Consider the following 26123-nt stretch of genomic DNA (forward strand, 5'->3'; position numbering starts at 1 on the left):
CTCCTAAGTTTAGAAACTAAAAGAAGTAATAGAATAAACATTTATGATAATTAAAAAATTAGCCTTTGCCGTGTTATTAGGCGCTTTAGGTACAACAGCACAAGCAGCTGAAGAATTTCAGGTTGAAGATATTGAAGTCAAAGGCTTGCAACGCGTTGCTTTGGGCGCGGCATTAACTCATATTCCGTTTAATGTTGGTGATAATCTAAATAAGTTTAGAATTTCCCAATCAATAAAACTCTTGTATAAGTCTGGGCACTTCAATGATATTCGGGTCTATCGTGACGGTAATCGTGTTATTTATCGGGTAAAAGAGCGTGAAACGATCAGTGGTATTACCTTTGATGGTAATAGCGATCTAAAAGATGAGCAATTAACTGAAAGCCTTGATGGTAGCAATATTCGTGTCGGTGAAACTTTAGATCGTACAGTTATTTCAGGCATTGAAATCGGTTTGGAAGATTTTTATCACAGTGTGGGTAAATACAATGCAGATGTAACGGCTACTATTACTCATTTACCCAGAAACCGCGTTAACCTTGAGTTCAAATTTACTGAGGGTGATGCAGCCGCAATTAAGCAAATTAACTTGATTGGTAATGAAGTTTTTACTGATGCGCAAGTACTGGATAAAACAGAGCTTACTTTTGATTCGCCATGGTGGAATTTTATGGCGCAAGATAGATATCAAAAGCAGACTTTACAAGGTGACATGGAAACCATTAATAGCTATTACCTTGACCGTGGCTACCTTCGCTTTAATGTTGATTCTACCCAAGTATCTATGACACCAGATAAAGAATCTGTTTATATTGCGTTAAATGTTACTGAAGGTGAAACTTATACAATCAGTGATGTAGAATTTATTGGTGATATGGCAGGATTTGAACAAACTATTCGTGCCATTAACCCACTACAAGTCGATAAACTTTATAATGGCGCAGAAATTACTTATACCGAAGAAGTTATTAGTAAGTTTCTTGGCCGTTTTGGCTACGCTTATCCTAAAGTAACTACTATTCCTGATATTAATGATGAAGACCATACCGTTAAGTTGTCAATTTCAATTGACCCAGGTAAGCGTGTTTATGTAAACCGTATTAATTTTTCCGGTAATCACGTTACTGCTGATAACGTGTTGAGACGTGAAATGAGACAAATGGAAGGCGCTTGGTTATCAAACAGTGTGGTTGAGTCTTCTAAGGCATGGTTACAACGCTTGCCGTATATGGAAACCGTTGAAGTTGACACCAAACAGATACCCGGTGAAGATGATTTAGTCGATGTTAATTTTACCGTAAAAGAGCAACCATCGGGTTCATTTACCGCAGGTATTGGTTTTGGTGATAGAACGGGCCTTAGCTTAAATGCAGGTATACAGCAAAATAACTTTTTAGGTACGGGTAATCGTGTTGGCTTCAGTATTAACACCAATAAGTACTCAAAAAGTGCCAGTATCTCTTATACTGATCCCTACTTTACTACCGACGCGGTGTCATTAGGTGGTCAAATCTTTTATCAAGCATTCGATGCAGGTAGTGCTAATTTAGAAGATTATAATAATAAAACCTATGGTATTGGCCTTAACTGGGGTTTTCCTATTAATGAATATGTGCGAGTTGGCTTTGGTCTAGGCTTTAAAAGTAACAGTATTTCATCGTTAAACTCTTATGAGCAGATACAGCAATTCTATGATCTGCATGCTGATCCAAACAACCCTGATTCATTAGAAGAATTTAACAATTTTGATGTTAATGCTAATATATCCCGAACAACGTTAAACCGTGGTACTTTCCCCTCAGCCGGGTCATCGCAACAGCTATCGTTAAAAATGACAACGCCGAATAGCTCTGATGTGCAGTACTTCAAAGTGAATTTTGATAGTAAGTTTTATTTTCCTCTGACCCGTAATCAGCGTTGGACGGTATTAACCCGTTTGCAATTAGGTTATGGTAATGGCTATGGTAAGATTTATGGTAATGATCAATTGTTACCATTTTGGGAAAATTTTAGAGCCGGTGGCTCTGACACACTGCGCGGTTTTGAAAACAATACTGTTGGGCCGAGAGCAATTTATCGTGGGCCAACGTCAATCGGTGGTACACCTGATCCAACAGGTGGTACGGCCTGTTGTTTAGGGCCAGATCATGACACTATTAATGTGTCATCTCGCAGTGTTGGTGGTAACGCTATTGCCGTTGGTGGTATAGAGTTAATAGTACCTACGCCATTTTTAGATGAAAGTTATGCTAATAGCGTCCGAACCAGCTTTTTTGTTGATATCGGTAACGTTTGGGATACTGAGTTTAATATTGCAGATTATCAAGAATTAGCGCCAGTGGAGTTTGACAAACTGGCAGATTTTTCTAGAGAAGATCGTTATCGTGCTTCTGGTGGTTTATCGATTCAGTGGCTATCACCTATGGGGCCGATGATATTTAACTTTGCGAAAACAATCAAAGAAGAGAAAGATGATGATACTGCATTCTTTAGCTTCAATATTGGCAAAACGTTTTAATGCTCATTAGGTATTTTATCTAGCCAAAAGTCGCTAGTAATTTTATCTAGTAAATATTACCGCTTAGCTAATCAATTAAAGCAAGCAATAAATAAAATAAACAAAGAGGAATTTACATTGAAAAAATTTATTAAATCTATGGCTATTACCGCAACGGCTTCTACCCTTTTATTAGCTGGCAGTGCCATGGCATTAGAGCAAAAAATTGCTGTAGTTAATGTGCAGGAAGCGATTAGCCAAATCCCTCAAGCCGCAACATTGATGCAAACGTTAGAAGCCGAATTTAAAGATGAAAAAGCCGTTATTGAGCAGCTGCAAAAAGATTTAACCTTTGAAGATGAAAACTTGAAACGTAATGGTTCTTTAATGAGCGAAAAAGAAAAGACGGAACTACAAACTAAAATGGCTGGTTTATATCAACAGTATCAAGTTAAAGTGAAAGAGTTTCAGCAAAAGGTTTCTATGCGTAAAAATGAAGAAACCAATAAATTATTAGCACTTGTTACTCAAGCAGTAGATAATATCGCAGCTAAAAATGGTTATGACTTAGTGATTTCAAAGCAAGCAGTTGTTTTCTCAAAGCCAAAAACTAACATTACTAGTAAAGTTGTTGAACAAGTAAGTAAGCTTAAGTAATTATGATGTATACACTTGCTGAAATAGCAACACATATTGATGCTAAACTGGTACTTGCTGATGAACAACAATGTTCACCCGATATCAACATACATAGTTTGGCAACACTTGCAAATGCACAATCTGGGCAAGTTGCGTTTTTAGCAAACAAGAAATACCTATCACAACTTAGTACAACTCAGGCAAGCGCTGTTATTGTGTCTCCAGATATGTTGGCACAGTGTACTGTCAATGCGTTGGTTATGGATAACCCTTATATGGGTTATGCTTTATTAGCTAATTTACTTGATACAACACCTAAGGTTTCCGAAGGTGTTCATGCCAGTGCGGTTATTGATGCTAGTGCGCAATTGGGTAACAATGTTAGTATTGGCGCAAATACTGTTGTTGAGTCAGGTGTTATACTTGCTGATAATGTCAGTATAGGTGCCGGTTGCTTTATAGGTAAAAATGCCGTAATAGGTCAAAGCAGCAAGCTGTGGTCTAACATTAGTATTTATCACAATGTTATTATTGGTGAACATTGTTTGATTCAAGCCAACACGGTTATTGGCTCTGATGGTTTTGGTTACGCCCCTGTATCTGGACAGTATAAGTGGCATAAAATCCCTCAACTTGGCAGTGTGGTAATTGGTAATCGTGTTGAAATCGGTGCTAGCACTACTATTGATAGAGGCGCGCTTGAAGATACAATAATTGAAGACGGTGTAATTCTCGATAATCAAATTCAAATTGCGCATAATGTAGTTGTCGGTGAAAATAGCGCGATGGCTGCCTGTAGTGTGATTGCCGGTAGTACTAAGTTAGGAAAAAACTGTACTATAGCCGGCCTAGTTGGCATTAATGGTCATATTAATATAACCGATAATTGTGTGTTTACTGGCATGGCAATGGTAACTAAAGATATTACTGCTTCTGGTGTATACTCGTCTGGTATGCCTGCTGCGCCAAATAAAGAATGGAATAAAACCAATGCCCGGGTTAAACGTTTGGATAGTTTGACCAAACGCATAAAAACATTAGAACAACAGAACGAAAACAAATAGAATTCAGTCAAAATTGATTTCTTCAAAACAATAATAAGCTGTAAAAAGCAGCATTACATAACGCAACCCCTTGTGTTGACTTCTTTGACATACTTATCAACACAACCTAATGAAAGGATAAATCATTTGGACACTGTTAATTTAGAGAAAAAACTAAAACCAATCTCACTTAATGAAATCAAAGCGTTAATTCCTCACAGATACCCTATGCTGCTGGTTGATAAAGTGGTTGATTATGAACCATTAAAAAGTTTACATGCCATAAAAAATGTGACTATCAATGAACCTATTTTTACCGGTCATTTTCCTGATGCGGCCATTTTTCCTGGGGTATTAATTTTAGAAGCGTTAGCACAAGCAACCGGCATATTAGGTTTTAAAAGTAGCGAAGGTCGTGAAGATAATGAAATGTATCTTTTTGCCTCTATAGATAAAGCACGCTTTAAACAGCCCGTGTTACCCGGCGATACTATGCATCTTCACGTTGAATTTATTAAAGAGCGTCGTGGTATGTGGAAGTTTTATGGTGAAGCGCGAGTGGATGGTAAAGTAGTTTGTTCAGCTGACCTTATGTGTGCTCGAAGAAAACTTTAACATTCGTTTTGTTGTTGTATTGCGGTAATTTGAGCGTCAAAAGTACTCATTGACTAAGGTCAACTCCGTGCTTTTTTTCTTCAAATTCAACTGAAATTTTACCTAAGGTATTTGTGATGATCCATCCACAAGCGATTATTGAACCGGGAGCTATCATTGGCCAGAACGTTACGATTGGCCCATGGACTTATATAGCAAGTAATGTTGTTATTGGCGATGACTGCCATATTAGCTCACATGTAGTCATTAATGGTCCAACGAGGGTAGGCAAAGGCAATCGAATTTTTCAATTTGCCAGCATTGGTGAAGATTGCCAAGATTTGAAATATGCCGGTGAACCAACAGAGTTAATTATTGGCGACAATAATATCTTTAGAGAGTGCTGCACTATTCATCGCGGTACGATTCAAGATAACAGCTTAACGCAAATAGGCAGTAATAATTTATTTATGGCCTACACTCATGTAGCCCATGATTGCATGGTAGGTAATCATTGTATCATGGCAAACAATGCGTCTATTGCTGGCCATGTTCATGTGGGCGATCACGTTATTATTGGCGGAATGTCAGGCGTACATCAGTTTTGTCATATTGGTGATCATAGCTTTGTTGCTGCTAATGCACTGGTACTAAAAGATATTCCAGCCTATGTCATGGCTTCAGGTCATCCAGCTAAACCTTTCGGCTTAAATAGTGAAGGTCTTAAGCGTCGTGGGTTTTCAAGCGATATCATCATGTCTATTAAACGTGCTTATAAAGAAGTCTACAGAAAAAAACAGTCAGTTGAAGAGGCCTTATCAGTCATTGCAGCATCAGATGATTCATCGCCAGCACTTGACCTATTTACCAACTCGATAAGCCAATCTACCCGTGGCATAATACGTTAACACCTTAGGATCTCGCACAGTGACATTTTCTACGGTAGCTGACAATAACCAAACAGACTCTAATCCGAAAGCCCCAGTGTTTGCCATAGTAGTGGGTGAACATTCGGGTGACACCTTGGGTGCTGGTTTAATACAAGCTATACAAAAGCAATACCCCAATGCACAGTTTGTTGGCATTGGCGGTGTTAAAATGGAGAAACTAGGCTTTAATAGCTTATTTGCAATGGAAGAGCTAGCTGTGATGGGTATTGTTGAAGTACTTGGCCGCATCCGACGTTTACTTTTTGTTAGAAAGTCTTTAGTTGAGTATTTTACTACCCATAAACCTGATGTTTTCATCGGAATTGATGCGCCAGACTTTAATATTGGCTTAGAACTACGTTTAAAAAAGCAAAAGATCAAAACAGTTCACTATGTTAGTCCTTCGGTGTGGGCATGGCGAGAAAAACGAATTTTTACCATTGCCAAAGCCACCAATATGGTACTTTCGTTGCTTCCCTTTGAAAAAAGCTTCTATGACAAGCACCAAGTACCTTGTACCTTTGTTGGCCACCCGCTAGCAGACGATATTCCTATGTTCAGTGATAAAAAACAGGCTAGAATTGCTCTGAATTTACCTGTTGAAAACAAAATTTTAGCGTTAATGCCAGGCAGTCGAGGGGGAGAATTGTCACGTTTGCTTGAACCTTTTTTTGATAGTGCGCTGCAATTGCAAGCACAAGATCCAAATTTGCATTTGGTAGCACCTATGGTGAGTGAAAAACGTGCAACACAATTCAATGAGCTAAAAAGCACTTACGCGCCAACGTTAAAGGTTGATGTAATTATTGATGAAACTCAAGCGGTAATGGCAGCCAGCGATTGTTTATTAACTGCCTCTGGCACGGTCACCCTAGAAGCGGCATTGATAAAACGCCCGATGGTGATTTGTTATAAGTTTAATACCTTCACATACCTATTGGCTAAATGGTTAGTCAAATTGAAATGGTTTTCACTGCCTAATTTATTAGCCAATGAAGCGTTAGTTCCTGAGTTATTGCAAGATGAGGTTTGTCCTGAGCAAATTATTCCTTTGATAAAAGCGCGATTATATCAAGATCAAAGCCAGCTAAATGCTAGTTTTGAACGTATCCACCAACAGTTACAATGTAATGCTAGTGAAAAAGCAGCTAAGGCTGTTATTGCATTGTATCATTCTCAACCTTGCTAATTAGCGTAAACTAACTCGAGTTCTTATGGCTAAAACCACCTCTAAAAAGCACGTTTTTCCCGATTTTGAATACCCCATTGCTTATTGTATTGCTGGTGTAGATGAAGTAGGGCGAGGCCCGTTGGTAGGAGATGTAGTCACTGCAGCCGTGATCTTAGACCCCGACAATCCTATTGAAGGCTTAATGGACTCCAAAAAGTTATCGGAAAAAAAACGCGCACTATTAAGTGACGAAATTAAAGATAAAGCCATTGCGTGGTCAATAGGACGCGCTAGCCCAGAAGAAATTGATACCTTAAATATTCTTCATGCTACTATGCTTGCCATGCAACGAGCTGTTCAAGATTTACCCGTGATGCCAGATTATGTGTTAGTTGATGGTAATCGCACGCCAAGTTTTGCGACAGAGCAAGGTAATATTAATAGCCAAGCCGTAGTCAAAGGGGATGATCGTGTTGCTGAAATAAGTGCTGCGTCAATCTTGGCAAAAGTTGCCCGCGACAATGAAATGATCGCTTTAGATAAGTTATATCCACACTATGGCTTTGCCCAACATAAGGGCTATCCAACCAAAGCTCACCTAGAAAAAATTATTGAACATGGCGTGTTAGATTGTTATCGTCAAAGCTTTAAACCTGTTGCCAGAGTGTTAGGTTTAACCCATGAGTGAACAGATGAACCACGAACCGTTTCCTGAATTAACGCCCGCTACTGAGTTAGCCGATACTGCTTTAGAGCCGCGCTTTGTTCATCTGCGCGTGCATAGTGATTACTCAATGTGCGACGGTTTAAAAAAGGTTAAGCCAATTGTTGCTAAAGCGCTTGAGCTTAATATGCCAGCAATCGCCCTTACGGATCAAACTAACCTCTGCGGGCTAGTTAAGTATTATCATGCCGCTCACGGAGCGGGTATCAAACCCATTATCGGTTGTGATTTATGGGTGCAAAGTGAAGAGCTTGGCACTGAATTTTCAAGGCTGGTAGTGCTGGCTACCAATAATGTTGGTTATAAAAACCTCACGGAATTAATTTCTAAAGCATATATGCGAGGTCACCTACAAAATAAAGCGGTGATAGATAAAGACTGGTTAGTAGAGTTTAAAGCTGGGCTAATACTACTCTCGGGTGGGCGCGAAGGTGATATAGGCAAAGCACTCATCAAAGGCAACCAGGCGTTAGTCAGTTCCATGGTTAATTTTTATCAAACCCATTTTCCTGATTGTTTTTATCTTGAATTAATTCGTACCGGCCGCGAAGATGAAGAGAATTATCTGCACTTAGCGGTAGATTTAGCCAGCCGAGTTCAACTTCCTGTTGTCGCTACCAATGAAGTAATGTTCTTATCGCCAGATGATTTTGACGCGCATGAAATTCGCGTTGCTATTCATGATGGCTTTACTTTAGATGATAAACGTCGCCCCAAGCGCTATAGTTCTGAGCAATATTTACGCTCAGAGCAAGAAATGTGCGAGCTATTTAGTGATATACCCGAGGCATTACTAAACTCAGTAGAAATAGCAAAACGATGCAATGTTACCGTGACCCTAGGTGAATATGTATTGCCAGATTTCCCAACTGATGGATTAGAAATTAATGATTACTTTATTAAAGTATCAGAAAAAGGCTTAGAAAAGCGTTTAGATAAACTGTTTGATCGCGATGCTGACAACTTTGCTGAAATAAGAAAACCCTACGATGAACGTTTGGCCATTGAACTTGAAGTGGTCAATAATATGGGGTTTCCGGGTTACTTCCTGATTGTTATGGAATTTATCCAATGGAGTAAAGATAATAACATTCCTGTTGGTCCAGGGCGTGGCTCTGGTGCGGGTTCATTAATTGCCTATGCGTTAGATATTACCGATCTTGATCCCCTTGAGTACGACTTACTGTTTGAACGCTTCTTAAACCCAGAACGTGTTTCTATGCCTGATTTTGATATCGATTTTTGCATGGACAGACGTGATGAAGTTATTGATCATGTTGCCGAGCTCTATGGCCGTGACGCCGTTTCACAAATCATTACCTTTGGTACCATGGCAGCAAAAGCCGTTATTCGTGATGTAGGTCGAGTATTGGGTCATCCTTATGGTTTTGTTGATCGTATTTCAAAGCTTATACCGCCTACCCCAGGCATGACTTTAGCGAAAGCGTTTGAAGAAGAGCCTAAATTGCCCGAGGTGTACGCACAAGACAGTGAAGTTAAAGATCTGATTGATATGTGTCGTATTCTTGAAGGTACCACACGAAATGCCGGTAAACATGCCGGTGGTGTTGTTATTTCACCGACCACCATTACTGATTTTGCCCCGCTTTATTGTGACGATGAAGGCAAAAATCCGGTGACTCAATTTGATAAAAATGACGTTGAAGATGCCGGGCTTGTTAAATTTGATTTCTTAGGACTGCGCACCCTTACTATTTTGCAATGGGCCATTGAAATGGCCGATGAAAAACTTATTAAAGCTGGCAAGCCACCGATTGATATTACCCGCATAGATCTTGAAGACAAAGCCAGCTTTAACTTGCTATTAGCCTCACAAACCACCGCGGTGTTTCAGTTAGAGTCAAGCGGAATGAAGTCGCTGATTGATAAATTAAAGCCAGACTGTTTTGAAGATATTATTGCCTTGGTTGCATTATTTCGTCCAGGGCCTTTGCAATCGGGCATGGTAGATAACTTTATTGAGCGTAAGCATGGGCGAGAAGAAATTAGCTACCCAGACGCAACGTGGCAACACATTGATTTGAAACCTGTTTTAGAGCCTACTTACGGTATTATTTTATACCAAGAACAAGTAATGCAAATCGCCCAAGTATTGGCAGGCTACTCGCTTGGTGGTGCTGATATGTTACGCCGGGCTATGGGTAAGAAAAAGCCAGAAGAAATGGCAAAACAACGAGCAGGTTTTGAGCAAGGGGCAAAAGATCGCGGTGTGGATGGCGAATTAGCCATTAAAATCTTTGATTTGGTAGAAAAATTTGCGGGCTACGGCTTTAATAAATCCCACTCTGCTGCTTATGCTTTAGTCTCGTATCAAACCTTGTGGATGAAAACCCATTTCCCTGCGCCATTTATGGCGGCTGTAATGTCAGCCGATATGGATAACACCGAGAAAATTGTTACTTTAGTTGATGAATGCAGCAATATGGGCATCGATTTATTACCACCTGATGTTAATGCTGGACAATACAAATTTACCGTCAATGATAGCAATCAAATTGTATATGGCATTGGCGCAGTTAAGGGGGTTGGTGAAGGTCCTATTGAAGCGATTATTGCAGCTCGTCAAGCGGGCGGTCCATTTACTGATTTATTTGATTTTTGTGCGCGTTTAGATCTTAAGAAAACCAATAAACGAGTGTTAGAAAAGTTGATTAAATCTGGTGCCATGGATGCACTCGGACCAACCTATAAATTAACCAGTGATGGCAAAGACTTACCACATAGAGCTGCGTTATTTGAAACCTTACCTGAAGCAATAAAAGCTGCTGAGCAACACGCTAAAGCGGAATTGTTAGGGCAGAATGACTTGTTTGGTCTGATCAACGATGAACAAACAGACTCGCGTCAAACATTTAAAACAGTAAAGAAATGGCCAGAAGAGGTTTGGCTTGAAGGTGAAAAAGAAACCTTAGGCTTATACCTTACAGGCCACCCAATTAATCGTTATTTAACGGAAATTAAAAAGTATGCAACTGGGCGCTTAGTCAGTATGCAGCCAACCGGGCGGGATAAGCAAGCAGTTGCTGTTGGATTAGTGATTGGCGTGCGCGTTATGGTTAACAAACGTGGGCGCCGCTGGGCATTAGTGACACTTGATGATAAAAGTGCACGCATGGATGTGCGGTTATTTCCCGATGATTATGACCGGTTTGCTGAAATACTAACAACTGATGCTATTTTAGTGTGCAGTGGACAGGTCAGCTTTGATGATTACTCAGGAGGTAATACAATGACCGCCCGAGATATCATGACCATAGCTGATGCGCGGGAAAACTATGTTACGTCTTTAGATATCAAAGTGGATAAAAACAAGTTGAGTGATTGTTTTATCGAGCAATTTACCGAGGTGCTTACTCCACATAAAGAAGGCACGTGTCCAGTACGCGTGTTTTATCAACGAGAAGAAGCTCGCGGCATGTTAGAACTTGGCGTACAATGGCGAGTATCGCCAGCAGATATGTTATTATATGATTTAAAAGAACTATTAGGTGAAGATAGCGTTACCTTACAGTTCAAGTAACTAAGAACAGTTAAACATAATAAATAATCTTAACAATTAAGTGTTATCGATTGCAGTCAACTTGCTATAATATCGGTAATAAGCACACATTAACTACACATTTTAAGGTCACTTTTTAGGTGCACTTATATTAGGTACAGAGCAGCATATGTCATTAAATTTTTTAGACTTCGAACAACCCATTGCCGAACTTGACGCAAAAATTGAAGAGTTACAACTCGTTAATAATGGTCAAGAGCTTGATCTTGATTTAGAAGAGCAAATTACCCAGTTGCGTGAAAAAAATAAAGAGCAAACTAAGAAGATTTTTGCCAACCTAGATCCTTGGCAAACTGCGCGTGTTGCTCGCCACCCTCAACGTCCTTATACCCTAGATTATATTCCACGTATTTTTACTGAGTTTGACGAATTAGCTGGCGACAGAGCCTATGCTGATGATAAGGCTATTATTGGTGGTACTGCCCGTTTAGATGGTCAGGCTGTGATGATAATAGGCCATCAAAAGGGCCGTTCAACCTCAGAAAAAGTTAAGCGTAATTTTGGTATGCCTCGTCCTGAAGGTTATCGTAAAGCATTGCGCTTAATGAAGATGGCAGAGCGTTTTAATATGCCAATTATTACCTTTATTGATACTCCTGGTGCTTATCCGGGCATCGGCGCTGAAGAGCGAGGTCAAAGTGAAGCCATAGCAACTAATTTAAAAGTGATGGCACGTTTGTCTGTACCTATCATTTGCACTGTTATCGGTGAAGGTGGCTCGGGTGGTGCACTTGCTATAGGTGTTGGCGATAAAGTTAACATGTTGCAATATTCAACTTATTCGGTTATTTCACCAGAAGGCTGTGCATCTATTTTATGGAAAACTGCGGAAAAAGCCTCGACTGCTGCTGAAGCTATGGGGATTACCGCACAGCGTATTAAAGAGCTTGAGTTAATTGATAGCATTGTTGAAGAGCCATTAGGTGGCGCACATCGAGATATGGATCAAATGGCAGCGATGTTAAAACAAGCGATTAAAACCGACTTAGCTGATTTAGCCCCGCTAGAGAAAGACGCTCTGATTGATAAGCGATACGATAAATTGATGTCGTTTGGTTACTGTTAACCCTAGCGCTAGCTCTTTTAGCGAATGAACAAAATTGAGTCCGCACTGCTTAGTGCCCTTAGTCACTATTCCAACATGCCACTGGTTATTGCCTACAGTGGCGGTGTTGACTCACAAGTATTGCTGCATGCCATTGCTACCTTAAAGCAACAATCTCCCACGCCTATAACTATATTGGATAACGTAACAGTTTGTCATGTCAATCATGGCTTAAGCGTCAATGCGCAAGCTTGGCAGTTATTTGCTCAACAAACCTGTGATAAATTTGGCCTAACGTTGAAGGTTTGCCAAGTTAATGTGCAAGCCCAAGCTCAGCAATCATTAGAAGCATTAGCTCGAGATGCACGATATCAGGCATTGCATTCCATTTATGCTCAACCCTCATTAATCATTACAGGTCACCATAGTGATGATCAAGCTGAAACCTTGCTATTAGCTCTTAAACGCGGTTCAGGTTTAAAAGGCTTATCTGCAATGGCAGCTGAAACAAAAAAAGCGAAAGACTTGTTAGTTAGACCTCTGCTCGAGATAACGCGCACTGAGATTATTGATTATGCAAAAACACATGCATTAACTTGGATTGAAGATGAGTCAAACACTGATACGCGTTTTGATCGTAACTTTATACGTAACGAAATCATGCCGTTATTGAACAAGCGCTGGCCGAGTATTACCCGTACTATTAATCGCAGTAGTGAGCATTGTCTCGAAGGGCAGCTATTGCTTGATGAACTGGCAAACGAAGATTTGAGTCGTTGCCAACAAGCTGTTGATTGTTTATCAGTCACAGCATTAGCGGAATTATCTCAAGCTCGGTTTAATAATCTTATTCGTTATTTTTTAGAACAAAATCATTGTATTATGCCAAGTTCAGAGCAGTTATCACAATTGCATTTACAATTAGCGGCAGCTGATGATAAAAACCCAGCGGTAAAAGTGGGTCAATACTATCTTCGTCGCTTTAAAGGGCGTTTATTTTTAACAGCAGACTTTGAAGATGTTAGTGAGTGGCAAACTGATTTATTGTTAGCTAAAACATCGAGCAAGGTTGTATTGCCGAATAAGTTAGGCAAGGTAAACTGTGTGATCACAACGGCTAATGAGGTTGATGAAAACAGCCAGTATCTTAAGTTACCCAAACCAGGGCAAAAGATTACTATAAGTTTTACTCATACTAATCCAAAATGTTTACCTGATTATCGACAGCATTCTCGAAGTTTAAAGAAGGTACTGCAAGAGTTAGCTATTCCCCCGTGGCAACGTAAACGCATACCCTTTTTATATTATGATGATACGCTAGTGGCTGCAGTAGGTTTGTTTGTGTGCCAAGCGTATATGGCCAATAGCAAAAAACACCCGCTATCTCAAAAAATTGAGACGACAGAGCCCAGTGTAAAAATAACTTGGGCTCAATAAACTCAATGTCTGTGCTTATGGTGTTGCTTAACTAAGACAACTCTTTAGTTATATGATGTGATGCAGCGGCAGAAAATACAACATCTGTAGAGCTATTAAGTGCTGTTTCAGCTGAGTCTTGAATAACGCCAATAATAAAGCCAATAGCGACAACCTGCATGGCAACATCGTTGTTAATACCAAACAATCCGCATGCCAGTGGAATTAATAGCAAAGAGCCACCGGCAACACCTGATGCTCCGCAAGCTGAAATTGATGCAACAATAGACAGCAAGATTGCGGTAGCAAAATCAACCTCAATGTTTAAGCTATGCGCTGCAGCAAGGGTTAAAACCGTGATTGTTATTGCTGCACCTGCCATATTTATGGTAGCACCTAACGGGATAGAAACCGAGTAAGTATCTTCATGAAGTTCCAGCTTTTTACATAACGCCATATTGACTGGAATGTTAGCAGCAGAGCTACGGGTGAAAAATGCGGTTATTCCTGAGCCACGCAGGCACATAAAAACTAGCGGGTAGGGGTTCTTTTTAGTGATTAAAAAAACAATCAATGGGTTAACTAGTAGCGCGATAATAAACATTGCACTTAGTAATACTAACACTAAGTGGCTATATTCCCATAAGGCAGAAAACCCTGTAGTAGCAATGGTATTAGCTACTAAACCAAATATGCCAACGGGTGCAAATCGTATAACAATACGCACAATACTTGAGATAGCCTCACTAAAGTCATGCAGTGTATTTTTTGTTTGGACACTTGCGTGTTTGAGTGAAAAACCTAAGCCTAGCCCCCAAGCAAGTAACGCAATAAAATTACCGTTAGCTATTGCACTGATTGGGTTTTCTACCACTTTAAAGGCTAACGTTGATAATACTTCTCCTAATCCTTGTGGAGGGTTAGCACTTGCACCGGCTAAATCTAAGGTTAGGCTAGTAGGAAATAAGAAACTTAATATGACAGCAACAAAGGCAGCACTTAGCGTACCAAGTAAATACAAGCCTACAATTGGTTTTAGCTGAGCATCACTATTAATCTTTTGATTTGCAATACTTGAAGCCACTAACACTAATACTAAAATAGGCGCAACGGCTTTTAATGCGCTAACAAATAAACTACCAAGCATAGCAAAAGATTGCGCTATTTCAGGGCTTGCAACAGCGAGCATAGTACCTAAAATAATGGCAATAATGATTTGTGATACCAAACCTAGCGAGGTTAATTTACCAGAAAATGAGTTAGATGGAGTGCGGGTTGTCATACTTGCGCCTAAATTATATTTGTTATAAGCAGGGTTTTTATCATTGCTGCTAGGTTTTGTCTATAGTTATACGTTCAGGCTATTTAAAATAGCGATAGTTTCAATATCAGTAAAGTCAAAGGCACGAATTTTGACTTTAGTGTCCCCTAGCGTGAAAATGTTATTTGTCTAGCAACAGGGGTTAAAAATATACAGTCACTACAGCAATCACATGCTTTTACTGTTGTGGTTTTAATCAAATCAATCACGGGTCAATCAGTGTGGATTTTGACTATTAAGCTAAATCAAGGTGTATTGAAAAATGTACTTGTTCAGGTACACTGGCTTAATAACATTATAATAGTGCGTAAAAAATGAGTAAGGAAGTTAGTGAAACTTCAATTGACAGTTTCACTAACTTCCTTCTTGATAAATAATTCAAAACAAACACCGTATAGGCTGTGCCTACCAGCTCAGTCTAATAAAGCATTTATCCTTTATGCTTCTATAATAGGAGTGCTTACTTATTAAGGAAAAGTTTGTGGCAACTAAAGAAGAGATAATTAACTTTCTAAAAACAGATTTCCCTCAAGCAAAATGTATTGTTGAAAAAGTTGGTGAGCAATCATCAATTGTTAAACAACAAATTGGCTTTGAGCAGATGAGACCTGGTGGCACTGTTGCTGGTCCGGTTTTAATGGCAGTTGCAGATTATGCTTTATACGTTGCTATATTAGGCGAAATAGGTATTGTTTCACTCACTGTTACCACAAATATGACCATTAACTTTATGCGAAAGCCTATATCTACAAAAGCTATTATCGGTGAATGTAATTTATTAAAAGTTGGTAAAACATTGGTTGTTGGTGAGGTATCTTTGTATTCAGAAGGGGATCCTAAACCTGTAGCACATGTTGTAGGCACTTATTCAATTCCCCCAAAAAAAAATCAGTTATGCTAGCCATAAAGTTATGACAAGGGGCGATCAGAAATTAACTCTAGCTGAGATCTCTTACTACCTTTGGCGAGCAAGAGTTCATTGTTTTATCCGCAAAATATTGAGAGAAAACAATCGTTCGAAGTTTCACGTTAGGTTTTCATCGTGTATATTCATTACGCTACGAAATTGATATTGTATTTAATCGTCAGAGGTAAATGATTAGGCCATTCTAGAACAGGGGGACCTTTTTACCATCAATAACATTGATAAAAGCTGGCATAGTCATAAAGGTTTTGTAAAGGGTATTAATAAAATTGAATTGAACAGGTGCTAAATAAACTTTGAATGCTGGGAAACGAAGGACGAGTTTAGAGTAAGAAATTGGTCAAGATTAATGCCAGTGATTTTGGGCAAATGCATGGAATTTGCAAAAGTAACGATGGGATGCTTCAATTAAAACAGGCAATCATAGGATTTTAGTGTCAAGAGGAGATAACGAGCACAGGTAGAGTATTTCATTTAACGACGTCTCCTGATACTGTATCAATCAGCATTTTTAGTTAATTAATCAGTGCTTCGACATGACTCAGGCGTAAGATAGAATCAAAGGTGATGGCTCTAATGACCCTCATTTAGCGGTAAATAAATATGCCAATCATGATGTAGTTCTATAGTTTAAAGTAAAATAGGAGTTGAAATGAAAGCTGGCTTAGCACTTGGAGTCCTGTTTTTATTGTTGATTAGCTCATGTCAGCCAAATATACACGATCACACGCTTAGAGTGTCTGTTACCAATTGGATAGGCTATACACCACTTTTTTATGCTAAAGAGAAAGGGCTACTCGATCCTATCGACATCAAACTGATTAACGTGGTTTCATTGAATGAGAATGTGCATCTTTATAAGGCGGGTAATTCTGATGCTTTTGGTGGTACACAGTACGAGCATTCAGTGTTAACTTCCAAGATACCGGACTTAGTCCCTATTATGTTATTTGACCTTTCCAATGGTGGCGATATGATTATGAGTAATCAATCGATTTCAGCACTTCAAAGTAGTACTCGTCAAATTGACGCCTACCTTGAGATGGATTCAATAAACATTATCGTTTTGAATGATTTTATTCGTAAGTTTAACATTGACGAAAGCCGAATTAATTATATAGACCGAGATCAAAATGATATATCGGCCATGCAAAATAATAGCCCCAATAAACTCGTCATTATTGTGACCTATATGCCGTATGACATTCAGCTGAAAAATAATGGTTTTAAAGAGATAATATCGACTAAAAATGAGTTAGATCTAGTTGTTCTAGGTGCAGTTTTTACCCAAAAAGAAGAGCTAGATGCCCATAGAGAACAATTTATCGCGTTGAAGACAATAGTTGACCAAGCCATACTCTCGTTACATACTAATCCTAAAGAATACTATGACACCATCACCCCGTATTTTGTAGGCGTGAGTTATGAAGAATTCCTTAAAGGGTTAGACAATATAGTATGGATCCACAAAGACCTTGATCATGCGCTAAAAACGCGCTTACAGGGGGCATCATTTCCACTGATAGATCTCTTATGAAGTTTACGGTTAAACAAGTTACTTTTAGTCTGATCTTTTTCTTAGTAGCCATTATGTTCACTGTGTTCGCTCATTACTATTTTACTCAGCGGGATATAACGGCAGAGGTGATTGTTGGCAGAATTAATAATGACCTTTCTGAGCTTTCTTATGTATTATCAAAACAGATCAAGCAAAGTCCTATTACAAGCGCCAGACCTCTATTGGATAGAAAGGCCGCTAATAATAAATACCTAAGTGCTATTGCTATATTTAATGGCGACCAAATGGTCATGACAACCGATCCAAACCATACAAAAATATCTAATGTAGGTGAGCTAGTTGCAAACTCTGATACCAGTTACTATACGCTGTTACATGAAAAAACAGCATTAACAGAGAATATTTATTATTATCAAGGTAAGTCAAAGAAATACTACACACTGGTTTTCTATCTTGATAAGGCTTACATCACCCATCATTTCATCCAAGTAAAGCGGGATTATGTTGTATTATTCTTACTGATCCCACTTGTTGCCATTGTAATTATTTGGCTAGTTATTGGTCGCCTTATTGCCGTGCCATTAGAAATTTTGCGGCAATACGCATACTATAACTCAACAATTCCTAAACCGTTTAGAGTTAAAGAAATCGAGTATATACGTGCCTCTATGGTGCAAACTTTTAAACGGTTAGAGCAAGAAAGGCAAGAGCTATATAATCAATCAAGAACTGATTCACTAAGTGGGCTTGCCAACAGAAATCATTTACAAGAAAGGGTAGAGCAAATTATTGATATTAGTAAAAGAGATAACAGAGAATTTGCTCTGTTGTTTCTGGACTTAGATCACTTCAAGTCGGTTAATGATTCGCTGGGTCATGATATAGGTGATGAACTATTAATAAATGTTGCACACCTCATCAAAGATATCTTGCGGATTAATGATGTGGTTGCTCGCATTGGTGGTGATGAGTTTGTGATTGTATTGACCCATTACAATGATGTACTGGAATTGTCTGAAATTATAGAGCGCATACAACAGAAGTTGATGGAGCCTTGGCTGATTAACACCTATCCTATACAGGTTTCAAGTAGTATCGGGATTACGCTTTATCCCAAAGATGGTGAAGACCTCCTATCATTGATGAAAAATGCTGACATCGCCATGTACGAAGCAAAGGCACGTGGCAGAAAAGGCTATCATTTCTTTACCGAAGAACTTAATGCCAAAACTCAGGAATATATTGAGTTAACTAATACTATGCGTGAAGCACTTAACAATGATCAATATCAACTATATTATCAACCGCAAAATGATGTCAAAACTGGAAAAATAATTGGTGCTGAAGCACTTATTCGCTGGAAGCGTGCCGACAATAAATTTATCCCTCCTGATGTTTTTATCCCTATTGCTGAGCACAATGGTTTTATAGTTGAATTAGGGAAGTGGGTACTAGAAACAGCCATTAAGCAACTTAAAAAATGGCAATCTAACAACATTGAGATAAAGCTATCGATTAATGTTGCAGCCGAACAAATAAAGCAGGAAGATTTTGTTTCAGATCTTAAGTTTTTACTTGATACCCATGAAGTCAATGCTGAGAATGTTTTTCTAGAAATTACAGAGTATATATTTCTCAATGATAGTGATGCTGTACATGAAACTTTTAACGCAATCAAAGCACTTGGTGTACAAATATCATTAGACGATTTTGGTACGGGTTACTCTTCTTTGTCTTACCTTAAATCATTCCCAATAGACACTCTGAAAATTGATAAGGCGTTTTTGGATGATTACAATACAGAAGAAGGCTCGGTATTTATTGAGACCATTATTAATATGGCACAGACACTGAAATTAAGCGTGGTGGCAGAAGGTGTTGAAACCTCCACCCAGGTTGATTACTTACGGGCATTAAACTGTAAATATTATCAAGGATACGTTTGTAGTCCTCCAGTTGAGATCAATGCTTTTGAATCTTTACTTCGTTTACAAAGCTAACCAATTTAGCTAGGTTATTATTGACCAGGTCACAGCCTGTATTAGAGCTAAAAACCCGAACCTTTGGCCAATAAACACCATCAGCCTACATTGTTGCGGTGAACCAGCGATAATTAATTTGGCGAAAACGTAAAGGTTTTTAATTGTTAAAAGAAATAAAGTAATTTCATTAAAATTAGGGTCTTATATGGCATCAGCCGAAACATCCGTCACTTCGCTATCAATTACATAATATTTGGTAAAATGAAATTTAGTATCACTGATAGATTAAAAAGCTCATTTCCATACTAGGTAACCTTTTGTGCTTGCATAAAACGCGCTTGTTTATAAACCTTACTTTGGACTGTTTTGGTTAAAATTGATACAGCTCTTTCTACCTCTTGAAATGATGTATACAGAGGCGTTAAACCAAAACGTAGAATATTAGGCGCTCTAAAATCAGCTATGACATTTTCAGCAATCAATGCTTGGCAAATAGCATAGGCGTCTGGATGAGTAAAGCCAACTTGACTACCGCGCTGATGTTTCGATGTAGGTGACGCTAAACTAAAATCCTTTAAGCTAGGTTGCTGCTGTACCAACGAAACAAGTAACTCACCAAGAGCCAGTGATTTTTCCCGTATTTGATGTAAATCAACATCATGCCACAGGTCTAAAGCAGCGTCTAAGGCACTCATTGCGATCACACTTGGGGTACCGGTTAAATATTGATGGATGGTATTTGCTGGTTGGTAAATAGCATTAAACGTAAAGGGTTGTGCATGCCCCATCCAGCCTAATAGAGGCTGTTGTGTTTTGCCAAGGTGCCGTTTTGCAACGTATAAAAAAGCAGGGGCGCCAGGGCCACCATTCAAATACTTATAGCCGCAGCCTACCGCAAAATCCACCTCGCACTGATCCAACTCAACCGGCAAGGCACCAGCACTGTGGGCTAAATCCCAAATAACTAGAATCCCAAGCTCATGGGCTTGGCGAGTTAGCTTGTGCATATCAAGCACTTTACCACTTCTAAAATTTACATGAGTCAGCATTAAAACGGCTACAGACTCATCTAGGTGTTGGGTTATTTCAGCTTCTTGTACCATGTCTAATTGGCACAAGTCTTCCCCAAGCAATGCCTGTAGTCCTTGAACCATATACAAATCGGTAGGAAAGTTGTCGATTGTAGAGAGCACTTTATGCCGTGTTGAATTCATTTTTAATGCCGCAGACAACACTTTAAATAAATTAACAGAGGTTGAATCACAACAAATAACCTGACCTGTTTCGGCGCCAATTAGTGGTGCAATTTTATTACCTACTTGAATAGGAAGATCTATCCAATGATGTCGGTTCCAACTGGTAATCAGATCCTCACCCCATTGCTGAGACAATACGTCATCAACCCGTGTTTTTACTGCCTTAGGTAGTACTCCTAAAGAATTACCATCTAAGTATATGGTATCTTTAGGTAGGGCAAACGCCTGTTTCTTCGCTGCAAGTGGATCAATACTATCTAGCTGTTTAATTTGTTCTAGTTTCATGATTTATTGTTGCTTTTTATTTTTTTGACTAAGAGTGTAAAGGCTTCTGAGCCCGGGTGTAACCAATCAAAATGACCCGCGCCTGGCAATGTTGTTTTTAAGTGTTTGGTATTTTGTAACTCACTATTAGGCACTATGGTGTCTTTATTACCATGCAGTAAATAGCTAAATGGATGTAACGGCTGTTTGGCTGGGTTAGCATTATCATATAATGCGGGGTTGTCAGCTAAAGACGAACCCATAAATTTTTCGGTCACTTTTTGACAACTATTATTACCCTGAGAGTATGCTGCTATGTCTGTAATAGCTGCCAAGCCAATTACAGCCTGTAGTTGTGGTAACTTACTACCGGCTAATAAAGCTAAATGCCCACCTGCTGAATGTCCAACTAAAACCGCTTTGCTAAGGTCGAACTCAGCAGAGTTATAAGCAGCTATCCGTTTAATTGCCAATAATATATCGTCAAAAGTGGTAGGCCAGCCACCACCGGTATCGCCAGTACGTCGGTATTCTATGGACCACACATCCATTCCCGCTTGAGCTAAGCCAGATGTTAAAGCATAACTGTGGGATATATCGTAAGCACTTAACCAACAGCCACCATGTATGAAAACCACAAAAGGTTGTGATGTGCGAAGGGTATCATTACCGCGCCACAGCAGCGCATATTGAGAGTCATCTGTGCCGTATTTTAGTCTTTCATCAGCTTCACTGTAGGGTAAACTGCTAACCTTTGAATAAGGCACATCATTATCGATATTGGGAAATACCAAAGTATTAGCTCTAGTAAAACTGCTATAATTAAATACAATAATTATCAAAATAAACCATTTGGCCACAGGCCTTACTCCTTACAAACACAAAAAAGCAGTGCTAAAACACTGTTTATTACCACTAATATAATGATCTAAGTTACAGCACTTCTACTGCTATTGCCCGAAGCACTTATGAGATATCCTAACGCATGTGAGCTTTGTGACCGCTAATTTTTCAGATTATTTAAAATATCATCTACCTCGCTCTGTCGGTGAGTTATTAAACAATCGTTTACTGCACACACCTATTGAGGCTCTTTTAGTCAATAATTTTTAATTGTTGTAATAAATCTATATAAAAGATGATATTGTTCATTGGACTCATAAAGATCCGAACGGGTTTCATGTGGCACGGTGGTTAAAGCATAAAAGTAAAACCTACCAATAGTTATCACTATGTTTGTTTAGTTAATTACAATTTTATTGCGACCACTTTCTTTTGCCTGATATAAAGCTTTATCGGCGTCTGCGATCGACTCTTTTATTGATTTATTCTCATTAAATTCAGCAATACCAAATGAGCAGGTTAACGAAATAAACTGATTGTTAGCAACTGCAATTGTCTGTTGTTGAATCAAATTACGCAGTTTTTCAGCTACTTCGAAAGAGTCTGTACAATCAGTTTCAGAAAAATAGATAATAAACTCTTCACCACCATAACGGGCAAGAAAATCACAATCTCTAATATTAGTAGCTAATAAATTAGAGAATTTTTGTAATACAGCATCACCGACACTGTGGCCATGTTTATCATTAATTGCTTTAAAGTAATCTATATCTAACATGGCGATACTGCTGTGATAATTTTGACGCTTAATTCGTTTAAGTTCTTGTTTTAAAAATATATCTAAAGCATGGCGATTGGGTAACTCGGTTAAATGATCTGTATTTACACCTGCCTCAATATTGTTATGTAAAAAACGTTTTATATCATTTAAAAAAAGCTCTTCAATGCGCTTAAAATCTAGGTAGGTTGTTTGTTTTGGTTTTCCGTATTCAGTAAACTCGTCAATCAAGTTGCACACACTAAGGTGCAAGGTTTTGTGTGTTTTGCCTAAGTTGATAAAAGAAGAGTGGTTTAACAGCGCACTATTTTCGACACTGTAATACCACTGTCCAAATTTACAGTCACGATGTGGCTCTGCGCTCTTGCAAAACTGAATCAATTGTTCGGGCTGGCAAATCATGGCGAAATTTAAATCACTAAGCCATTGCAAATGGTTATCAAACGCTAATTTAAGCGCTTCAGTTAGGTTTTCAAAATCCTTTTTCTTCAGTGTTAATTGTAATTCAGTTTCCACAATACCTCAGAAAAATATAATTATGAGTCATTAGTTATGATCATTATAACGGATAATTAACTTTCTACTATGTCTATACTATCTCGGTTTGGTTTATTTTTTTAAATATCAACTTTATTTGGGTATGATTTTATAATTATCATCTTTATTTGGGTATAATAGTACAGTTAATTTTTATTCATCTTATTGATATTAGGAAAAACCATGCCTTGCGAACAAGCTTTAAAACAACGCAGTAATAACAGCTGTGAACTTTGTGCCTCAACCAGCAACCTAAGTCTATACCCCGTTCCGCCTAAAAGTGATTTAAGTGCACAGAAATGTGTTTATATCTGTTCAACCTGCCAAAGCCAAATTGATGGTGACAGTGAATTAGATCATAACCACTGGCGCTGTTTAAATGACAGCATGTGGAATCAAGAGCCTGCGGTACAAGTTGTGTCTTATCGGATGTTGCATAAACTATCAACAGAGAGTTGGGCGCAAGATGCGTTAGATATGATTTACTTAGAAGATGCTGTTAGAACTTGGGCTGAGCAGGGGATTGCTGCAGAGCAACGTGAAGGCCCTACCAGAGATAGTAATGGTGCAGAGTTACAAGATGGCGATGATGTGACTTTGATTAAAGACTTAAAAGTTAAAGGTGCTAATTTTACCGCCAAGCAAGGGACGTTAGTCCGTGGCATAACTTTAACTGACAACCCCGAGCATATTGAAGGTAAAGTAAACGGTACACGTATTGTGTTAGTGGCGGCCTATTTGAAAAAAGCGTGATTGTATCAGCGGAGGAATTGAAGGACATTAAAGTTGCCTCCTAGAGCCAGCGCCTTACTTTTTGACAGTATGCTGGGTAATCATTAGGAAAAAGCTTTTCTAGCATTCGCTCTTCAGGAATGATCTGAAAGCGGGTTATATACCAAATAAATACAGGAATAATAATAAAGCTAGTGTAATTTTGTATGTACACACCCAATGCGATTAAGGTTAAAACCAAAGCGATGTACATTGGATTTCTAGAGTAGCCAAATACCCCTGTATTGACCACTTTACTGGTTTTTTCTGGGGTATGTGGATGAAATGTGGTTTTATGTTTATGAAAATCATAAAGTGCCAAAATACCGATAATACTTGCGATCAGTATTATGGGAGTAACTAAGTATAAGCGGGCTGATAACTCAAAGTAATTTTGAGGGAATAATTTAGCCAAGCCAAACATTAATAACGCGGAAATAATAAGTTGTACAGGGGGGATAACCTTTAATTCTAGCGTCATAACTGTTCCCCCTTTTAGCTCACGTTTGTTAGCTCTCTAAAGTTCTTTTAGTACTAGAGCTGTGCTAAAGGTTTGCCTTTCGGTAAGCTTCACATGCTGTTTTATCTTCACACTCACCATAAAGGTACAAGCTGTGATTAGTTAAGGTGATATTGTGCGATTGAGCAATATCGGTTTGTCTTTGTTCAATAACATCATCTTCAAACTCGACAACTTTGCCACATTTTAGACAAACTAAATGGTCGTGATGTTTTTTGTGGGCAAGTTCAAATACTGATTTGCCACCTTCAAAATGATGACGGGTAACAATGCCAGCATCATCAAATTGGTTAAGTACACGATACACCGTAGCTAAACCAATCTCTTCGTTTTGCTCAAGCAAAATTTTATAAACGTCTTCAGCACTAATATGTTGATTTTTCGGCTGTTGAAGCATAGATAAAATTTTAATACGCGGCAGGGTTATTTTTAAGCCAGCTCTTTTTAATTCTTCGTTTTGCTCTGCCATGTAAATATATTCTCTTTAAGGTAAAAAATAATAATAAAAGTATAGGGGCTTAAGCGGTTTGATTAAAGCCTTAGTTTCATTATTTATAAAAAATTTATTGTAGAAAGAAGAAAAGCCCAATTAATGGGCTTTTTTGAGACATTATAGACTTAATAACCTTGATTAAGGTAGGGTTAAGCAAGCTCTGCTAAACACATTTCATCATTAAGTTGGTTAACCCATTTAGTCACACGTTCTTCGGTTAGCTCAGGTTGTCTATCTTCATCGATACACAAACCAATAAAGGTATTTTCGTCAACCAAACCTTTCGATGCTTCAAATTCATAACCTTCAGTTGGCCAATTTCCAACTACAATTGCGCCTTTACTTTCAACAATATCGCGAAGGGGCTCCATTGCGTCACAAAAGTATTCTGCGTAATCTTCTTGATCGCCTAAACCAAAAATAGCAACCAATTTGTCAGTGAAGTCTATTTCTTCAAGTTCAGGTAAAAAATCATCCCAATCACACTGGTTCTCACCATAATACCAAGTGGGAATACCTAAAATAAGTAAATCAAATTCAGCGATTTCTTCTTTAGTGCTTTTGGCGATGTCTTTGACATCAATCATTTTTTTACCCAGTTTTTTCTGGATCATTTTACTTACAGCTTCTGTATTACCGGTATCACTACCGAAGAATAAACCTACGATTGCCATGGGTATTTACCTTATTACTTCAATTTACTATTAATTTAAATACTTTCTTTCGCTAAAGACTCGATCAATAGCGACTCTATTAACTCACTTCGGCTAATCTCTTTTGTTTTAGCCAAAGCTTCTAATTGTTCAAATACGCTGTGATGAATTTTAAACTCGACACGCTTTAAACCCTTGTTTTTATCTCGTTTAACCTGATTACGCTTATTTATTTTAATTTGAACACTGCGTGGGTGTGGGCTCGTTTTGGGACGCCCAGGACGCTTTTCATCATTAAATAAATCAAGGGTGGTTAAATCTGCTATCTCTTTTGCCATTAGCCAACTCCCTGACTTTCCCAGATGAATTGAATAATTCCTTTAGCAATAAAACCGGCACAGCCTAAAAATAGAACAAAATAAACCACAAAACGTCCCATTTTTGGAACATCATTTTTGTTCATCACATCATGAATAGATAAACCAATAAAACCAAAAATAAAAAGAAAAAATAAATTAAGACCTATGGCCTCTATTAGCTCTATATGTTCCGCTAGCATGCAAGTTTATATGTCAACCTAAAAATTTGCCGCACTATAGCATAGTGTGAAGACAAACTCATTA

The 26123-nt window shown here is 38.6% G+C and carries 24 protein-coding genes; 15 read left to right on the forward strand and 9 right to left on the reverse strand.

Features of this window, described 5'->3' with window-relative positions:
• Positions 1 to 43 precede the first annotated feature (43 nt).
• From bamA to tilS, 10 genes are all read left to right on the forward strand, one after another.
• The gene (bamA, locus tag ABXG98_RS13765) at positions 44 to 2518 is read left to right on the forward strand and encodes an outer membrane protein assembly factor BamA (RefSeq protein WP_353539264.1); all 2475 of its coding nucleotides are present in this window, start codon (positions 44 to 46) and stop codon (positions 2516 to 2518) included.
• 117 nt (positions 2519 to 2635) lie between these two features.
• Positions 2636 to 3154, forward strand: coding sequence for an OmpH/Skp family outer membrane protein (locus ABXG98_RS13770; protein ID WP_353539265.1), 519 nt, complete (start codon positions 2636 to 2638; stop codon positions 3152 to 3154).
• A 2-nt stretch (positions 3155 to 3156) separates the two neighbouring features.
• The gene (lpxD, locus tag ABXG98_RS13775) at positions 3157 to 4200 is read left to right on the forward strand and encodes a UDP-3-O-(3-hydroxymyristoyl)glucosamine N-acyltransferase (protein ID WP_353539266.1); all 1044 of its coding nucleotides are present in this window, start codon (positions 3157 to 3159) and stop codon (positions 4198 to 4200) included.
• Positions 4201 to 4362: 162 nt separating this feature from the next.
• Positions 4363 to 4794: a 3-hydroxyacyl-ACP dehydratase FabZ gene (fabZ, locus tag ABXG98_RS13780; protein ID WP_353539399.1), complete on the forward strand. Its 432-nt coding sequence runs from the start codon at positions 4363 to 4365 to the stop codon at positions 4792 to 4794.
• 116 nt (positions 4795 to 4910) lie between these two features.
• Entirely contained in the window at positions 4911 to 5681 is a 771-nt protein-coding gene (gene lpxA / locus ABXG98_RS13785) for an acyl-ACP--UDP-N-acetylglucosamine O-acyltransferase (protein WP_353539267.1), read from the forward strand.
• Between the two features lie 19 nt (positions 5682 to 5700).
• Complete coding sequence (lpxB, locus tag ABXG98_RS13790) at positions 5701 to 6891, forward strand: lipid-A-disaccharide synthase (protein WP_353539268.1); 1191 nt, start codon at positions 5701 to 5703, stop codon at positions 6889 to 6891.
• A 25-nt stretch (positions 6892 to 6916) separates the two neighbouring features.
• Positions 6917 to 7561 (forward strand): ribonuclease HII, encoded by a 645-nt coding sequence (gene rnhB, locus ABXG98_RS13795; RefSeq protein ID WP_502901563.1) that lies wholly within the window; start codon positions 6917 to 6919, stop codon positions 7559 to 7561.
• Positions 7562 to 7565: 4 nt separating this feature from the next.
• Positions 7566 to 11138: a DNA polymerase III subunit alpha gene (gene dnaE, locus ABXG98_RS13800; protein ID WP_353539401.1), complete on the forward strand. Its 3573-nt coding sequence runs from the start codon at positions 7566 to 7568 to the stop codon at positions 11136 to 11138.
• 148 nt (positions 11139 to 11286) lie between these two features.
• Positions 11287 to 12243, forward strand: a complete 957-nt coding sequence (gene accA / locus ABXG98_RS13805; protein WP_353539269.1) for an acetyl-CoA carboxylase carboxyl transferase subunit alpha — start codon at positions 11287 to 11289, stop codon at positions 12241 to 12243.
• A 24-nt stretch (positions 12244 to 12267) separates the two neighbouring features.
• Entirely contained in the window at positions 12268 to 13659 is a 1392-nt protein-coding gene (tilS, locus tag ABXG98_RS13810) for a tRNA lysidine(34) synthetase TilS (RefSeq protein ID WP_353539270.1), read from the forward strand.
• 31 nt (positions 13660 to 13690) lie between these two features.
• Here the strand turns inward: tilS and sstT are convergent, their stop codons facing one another.
• Positions 13691 to 14920, reverse strand: coding sequence for a serine/threonine transporter SstT (sstT, locus tag ABXG98_RS13815; protein WP_353539272.1), 1230 nt, complete (start codon positions 14918 to 14920; stop codon positions 13691 to 13693).
• Positions 14921 to 15440: 520 nt separating this feature from the next.
• On the opposite strand from sstT, the gene ABXG98_RS13820 reads away from it, so the two are divergent.
• The 3 genes from ABXG98_RS13820 (at position 15441) to ABXG98_RS13830 (ending at position 19403) form a co-directional block, all read left to right on the forward strand.
• The gene (locus tag ABXG98_RS13820; RefSeq protein WP_353539273.1) at positions 15441 to 15860 is read left to right on the forward strand and encodes a PaaI family thioesterase; all 420 of its coding nucleotides are present in this window, start codon (positions 15441 to 15443) and stop codon (positions 15858 to 15860) included.
• 676 nt (positions 15861 to 16536) lie between these two features.
• Positions 16537 to 17421 carry a type 2 periplasmic-binding domain-containing protein gene (locus tag ABXG98_RS13825; protein ID WP_353539274.1) on the forward strand — a complete coding sequence of 295 codons (885 nt, stop codon included), beginning with the start codon at positions 16537 to 16539 and terminating at the stop codon, positions 17419 to 17421.
• On the forward strand, positions 17418 to 19403 hold the full coding sequence (locus ABXG98_RS13830) for a putative bifunctional diguanylate cyclase/phosphodiesterase (RefSeq protein WP_353539275.1): 1986 nt from the start codon (positions 17418 to 17420) through the stop codon (positions 19401 to 19403). Before ABXG98_RS13825 ends, ABXG98_RS13830 begins: the two co-directional genes overlap by 4 nt.
• Before the next feature lie 287 nt (positions 19404 to 19690).
• Here the strand turns inward: ABXG98_RS13830 and kynU are convergent, their stop codons facing one another.
• Both kynU and ABXG98_RS13840 read right to left on the reverse strand, forming a co-directional pair.
• Positions 19691 to 20926, reverse strand: coding sequence for a kynureninase (gene kynU / locus ABXG98_RS13835; protein WP_353539276.1), 1236 nt, complete (start codon positions 20924 to 20926; stop codon positions 19691 to 19693).
• Positions 20923 to 21765 (reverse strand): alpha/beta hydrolase, encoded by an 843-nt coding sequence (locus tag ABXG98_RS13840; RefSeq protein WP_353539277.1) that lies wholly within the window; start codon positions 21763 to 21765, stop codon positions 20923 to 20925. Before ABXG98_RS13840 ends, kynU begins: the two co-directional genes overlap by 4 nt.
• Positions 21766 to 22048: 283 nt before the next feature.
• Between ABXG98_RS13840 and ABXG98_RS13845 the strand changes: the two genes are divergently transcribed.
• Entirely contained in the window at positions 22049 to 22129 is an 81-nt protein-coding gene (locus ABXG98_RS13845) for a DUF3465 domain-containing protein (RefSeq protein ID WP_353539402.1), read from the forward strand.
• Between the two features lie 16 nt (positions 22130 to 22145).
• Here ABXG98_RS13845 and ABXG98_RS13850 read toward each other — a convergent pair whose 3' ends face one another.
• Positions 22146 to 23042 (reverse strand): sensor domain-containing diguanylate cyclase, encoded by an 897-nt coding sequence (locus tag ABXG98_RS13850; RefSeq protein ID WP_353539278.1) that lies wholly within the window; start codon positions 23040 to 23042, stop codon positions 22146 to 22148.
• A 204-nt stretch (positions 23043 to 23246) separates the two neighbouring features.
• Between ABXG98_RS13850 and ABXG98_RS13855 the strand changes: the two genes are divergently transcribed.
• A complete protein-coding gene (locus tag ABXG98_RS13855; RefSeq protein ID WP_353539279.1) occupies positions 23247 to 23816 on the forward strand; it encodes a PhnA domain-containing protein in 570 nt (189 codons plus the stop codon).
• 40 nt (positions 23817 to 23856) lie between these two features.
• Here ABXG98_RS13855 and ABXG98_RS13860 read toward each other — a convergent pair whose 3' ends face one another.
• From ABXG98_RS13860 to ABXG98_RS13880, 5 genes are all read right to left on the reverse strand, one after another.
• Positions 23857 to 24315: a methyltransferase family protein gene (locus ABXG98_RS13860; protein WP_353539280.1), complete on the reverse strand. Its 459-nt coding sequence runs from the start codon at positions 24313 to 24315 to the stop codon at positions 23857 to 23859.
• Positions 24316 to 24379: 64 nt separating this feature from the next.
• Positions 24380 to 24823, reverse strand: coding sequence for a ferric iron uptake transcriptional regulator (fur, locus tag ABXG98_RS13865; RefSeq protein WP_353539281.1), 444 nt, complete (start codon positions 24821 to 24823; stop codon positions 24380 to 24382).
• A 173-nt stretch (positions 24824 to 24996) separates the two neighbouring features.
• A complete protein-coding gene (fldA, locus tag ABXG98_RS13870; protein ID WP_353539282.1) occupies positions 24997 to 25521 on the reverse strand; it encodes a flavodoxin FldA in 525 nt (174 codons plus the stop codon).
• 35 nt (positions 25522 to 25556) lie between these two features.
• A complete protein-coding gene (gene ybfE, locus ABXG98_RS13875) occupies positions 25557 to 25838 on the reverse strand; it encodes a LexA regulated protein (protein ID WP_353539283.1) in 282 nt (93 codons plus the stop codon).
• Positions 25838 to 26059, reverse strand: coding sequence for a DUF2788 domain-containing protein (locus ABXG98_RS13880; RefSeq protein WP_353539284.1), 222 nt, complete (start codon positions 26057 to 26059; stop codon positions 25838 to 25840). The genes ybfE and ABXG98_RS13880 overlap by 1 nt, the downstream gene beginning before the upstream one ends.
• Positions 26060 to 26123: the final 64 nt, after the last annotated feature.

The organism is Colwellia sp. KU-HH00111, assembly GCF_040362745.1.
In the GTDB taxonomy this organism is placed as follows: Bacteria; Pseudomonadota; Gammaproteobacteria; order Enterobacterales; family Alteromonadaceae; genus Colwellia.

Excerpts from the sequence above, each read along its gene's own strand:
- bamA (WP_353539264.1), top strand. The coding sequence starts at position 44 with ATGATAATTAAAAAATTAGCCTTTGCCGTGTTATTAGGCGCTTTAGGT.
- lpxD (WP_353539266.1), top strand. The coding sequence starts at position 3,157 with ATGATGTATACACTTGCTGAAATAGCAACACATATTGATGCTAAACTG.
- lpxA (WP_353539267.1), top strand. The coding sequence starts at position 4,911 with ATGATCCATCCACAAGCGATTATTGAACCGGGAGCTATCATTGGCCAG.
- rnhB (WP_502901563.1), top strand. The coding sequence starts at position 6,917 with ATGGCTAAAACCACCTCTAAAAAGCACGTTTTTCCCGATTTTGAATAC.
- dnaE (WP_353539401.1), top strand. The coding sequence starts at position 7,566 with ATGAACCACGAACCGTTTCCTGAATTAACGCCCGCTACTGAGTTAGCC.
- accA (WP_353539269.1), top strand. The coding sequence starts at position 11,287 with ATGTCATTAAATTTTTTAGACTTCGAACAACCCATTGCCGAACTTGAC.
- tilS (WP_353539270.1), top strand. The coding sequence starts at position 12,268 with ATGAACAAAATTGAGTCCGCACTGCTTAGTGCCCTTAGTCACTATTCC.
- sstT (WP_353539272.1), bottom strand. The coding sequence starts at position 14,920 with ATGACAACCCGCACTCCATCTAACTCATTTTCTGGTAAATTAACCTCG.
- ABXG98_RS13825 (WP_353539274.1), top strand. The coding sequence starts at position 16,537 with ATGAAAGCTGGCTTAGCACTTGGAGTCCTGTTTTTATTGTTGATTAGC.
- ABXG98_RS13830 (WP_353539275.1), top strand. The coding sequence starts at position 17,418 with ATGAAGTTTACGGTTAAACAAGTTACTTTTAGTCTGATCTTTTTCTTA.
- kynU (WP_353539276.1), bottom strand. The coding sequence starts at position 20,926 with ATGAAACTAGAACAAATTAAACAGCTAGATAGTATTGATCCACTTGCA.
- ABXG98_RS13855 (WP_353539279.1), top strand. The coding sequence starts at position 23,247 with ATGCCTTGCGAACAAGCTTTAAAACAACGCAGTAATAACAGCTGTGAA.
- ABXG98_RS13860 (WP_353539280.1), bottom strand. The coding sequence starts at position 24,315 with ATGACGCTAGAATTAAAGGTTATCCCCCCTGTACAACTTATTATTTCC.
- fur (WP_353539281.1), bottom strand. The coding sequence starts at position 24,823 with ATGGCAGAGCAAAACGAAGAATTAAAAAGAGCTGGCTTAAAAATAACC.
- fldA (WP_353539282.1), bottom strand. The coding sequence starts at position 25,521 with ATGGCAATCGTAGGTTTATTCTTCGGTAGTGATACCGGTAATACAGAA.
- ybfE (WP_353539283.1), bottom strand. The coding sequence starts at position 25,838 with ATGGCAAAAGAGATAGCAGATTTAACCACCCTTGATTTATTTAATGAT.
- ABXG98_RS13880 (WP_353539284.1), bottom strand. The coding sequence starts at position 26,059 with ATGCTAGCGGAACATATAGAGCTAATAGAGGCCATAGGTCTTAATTTA.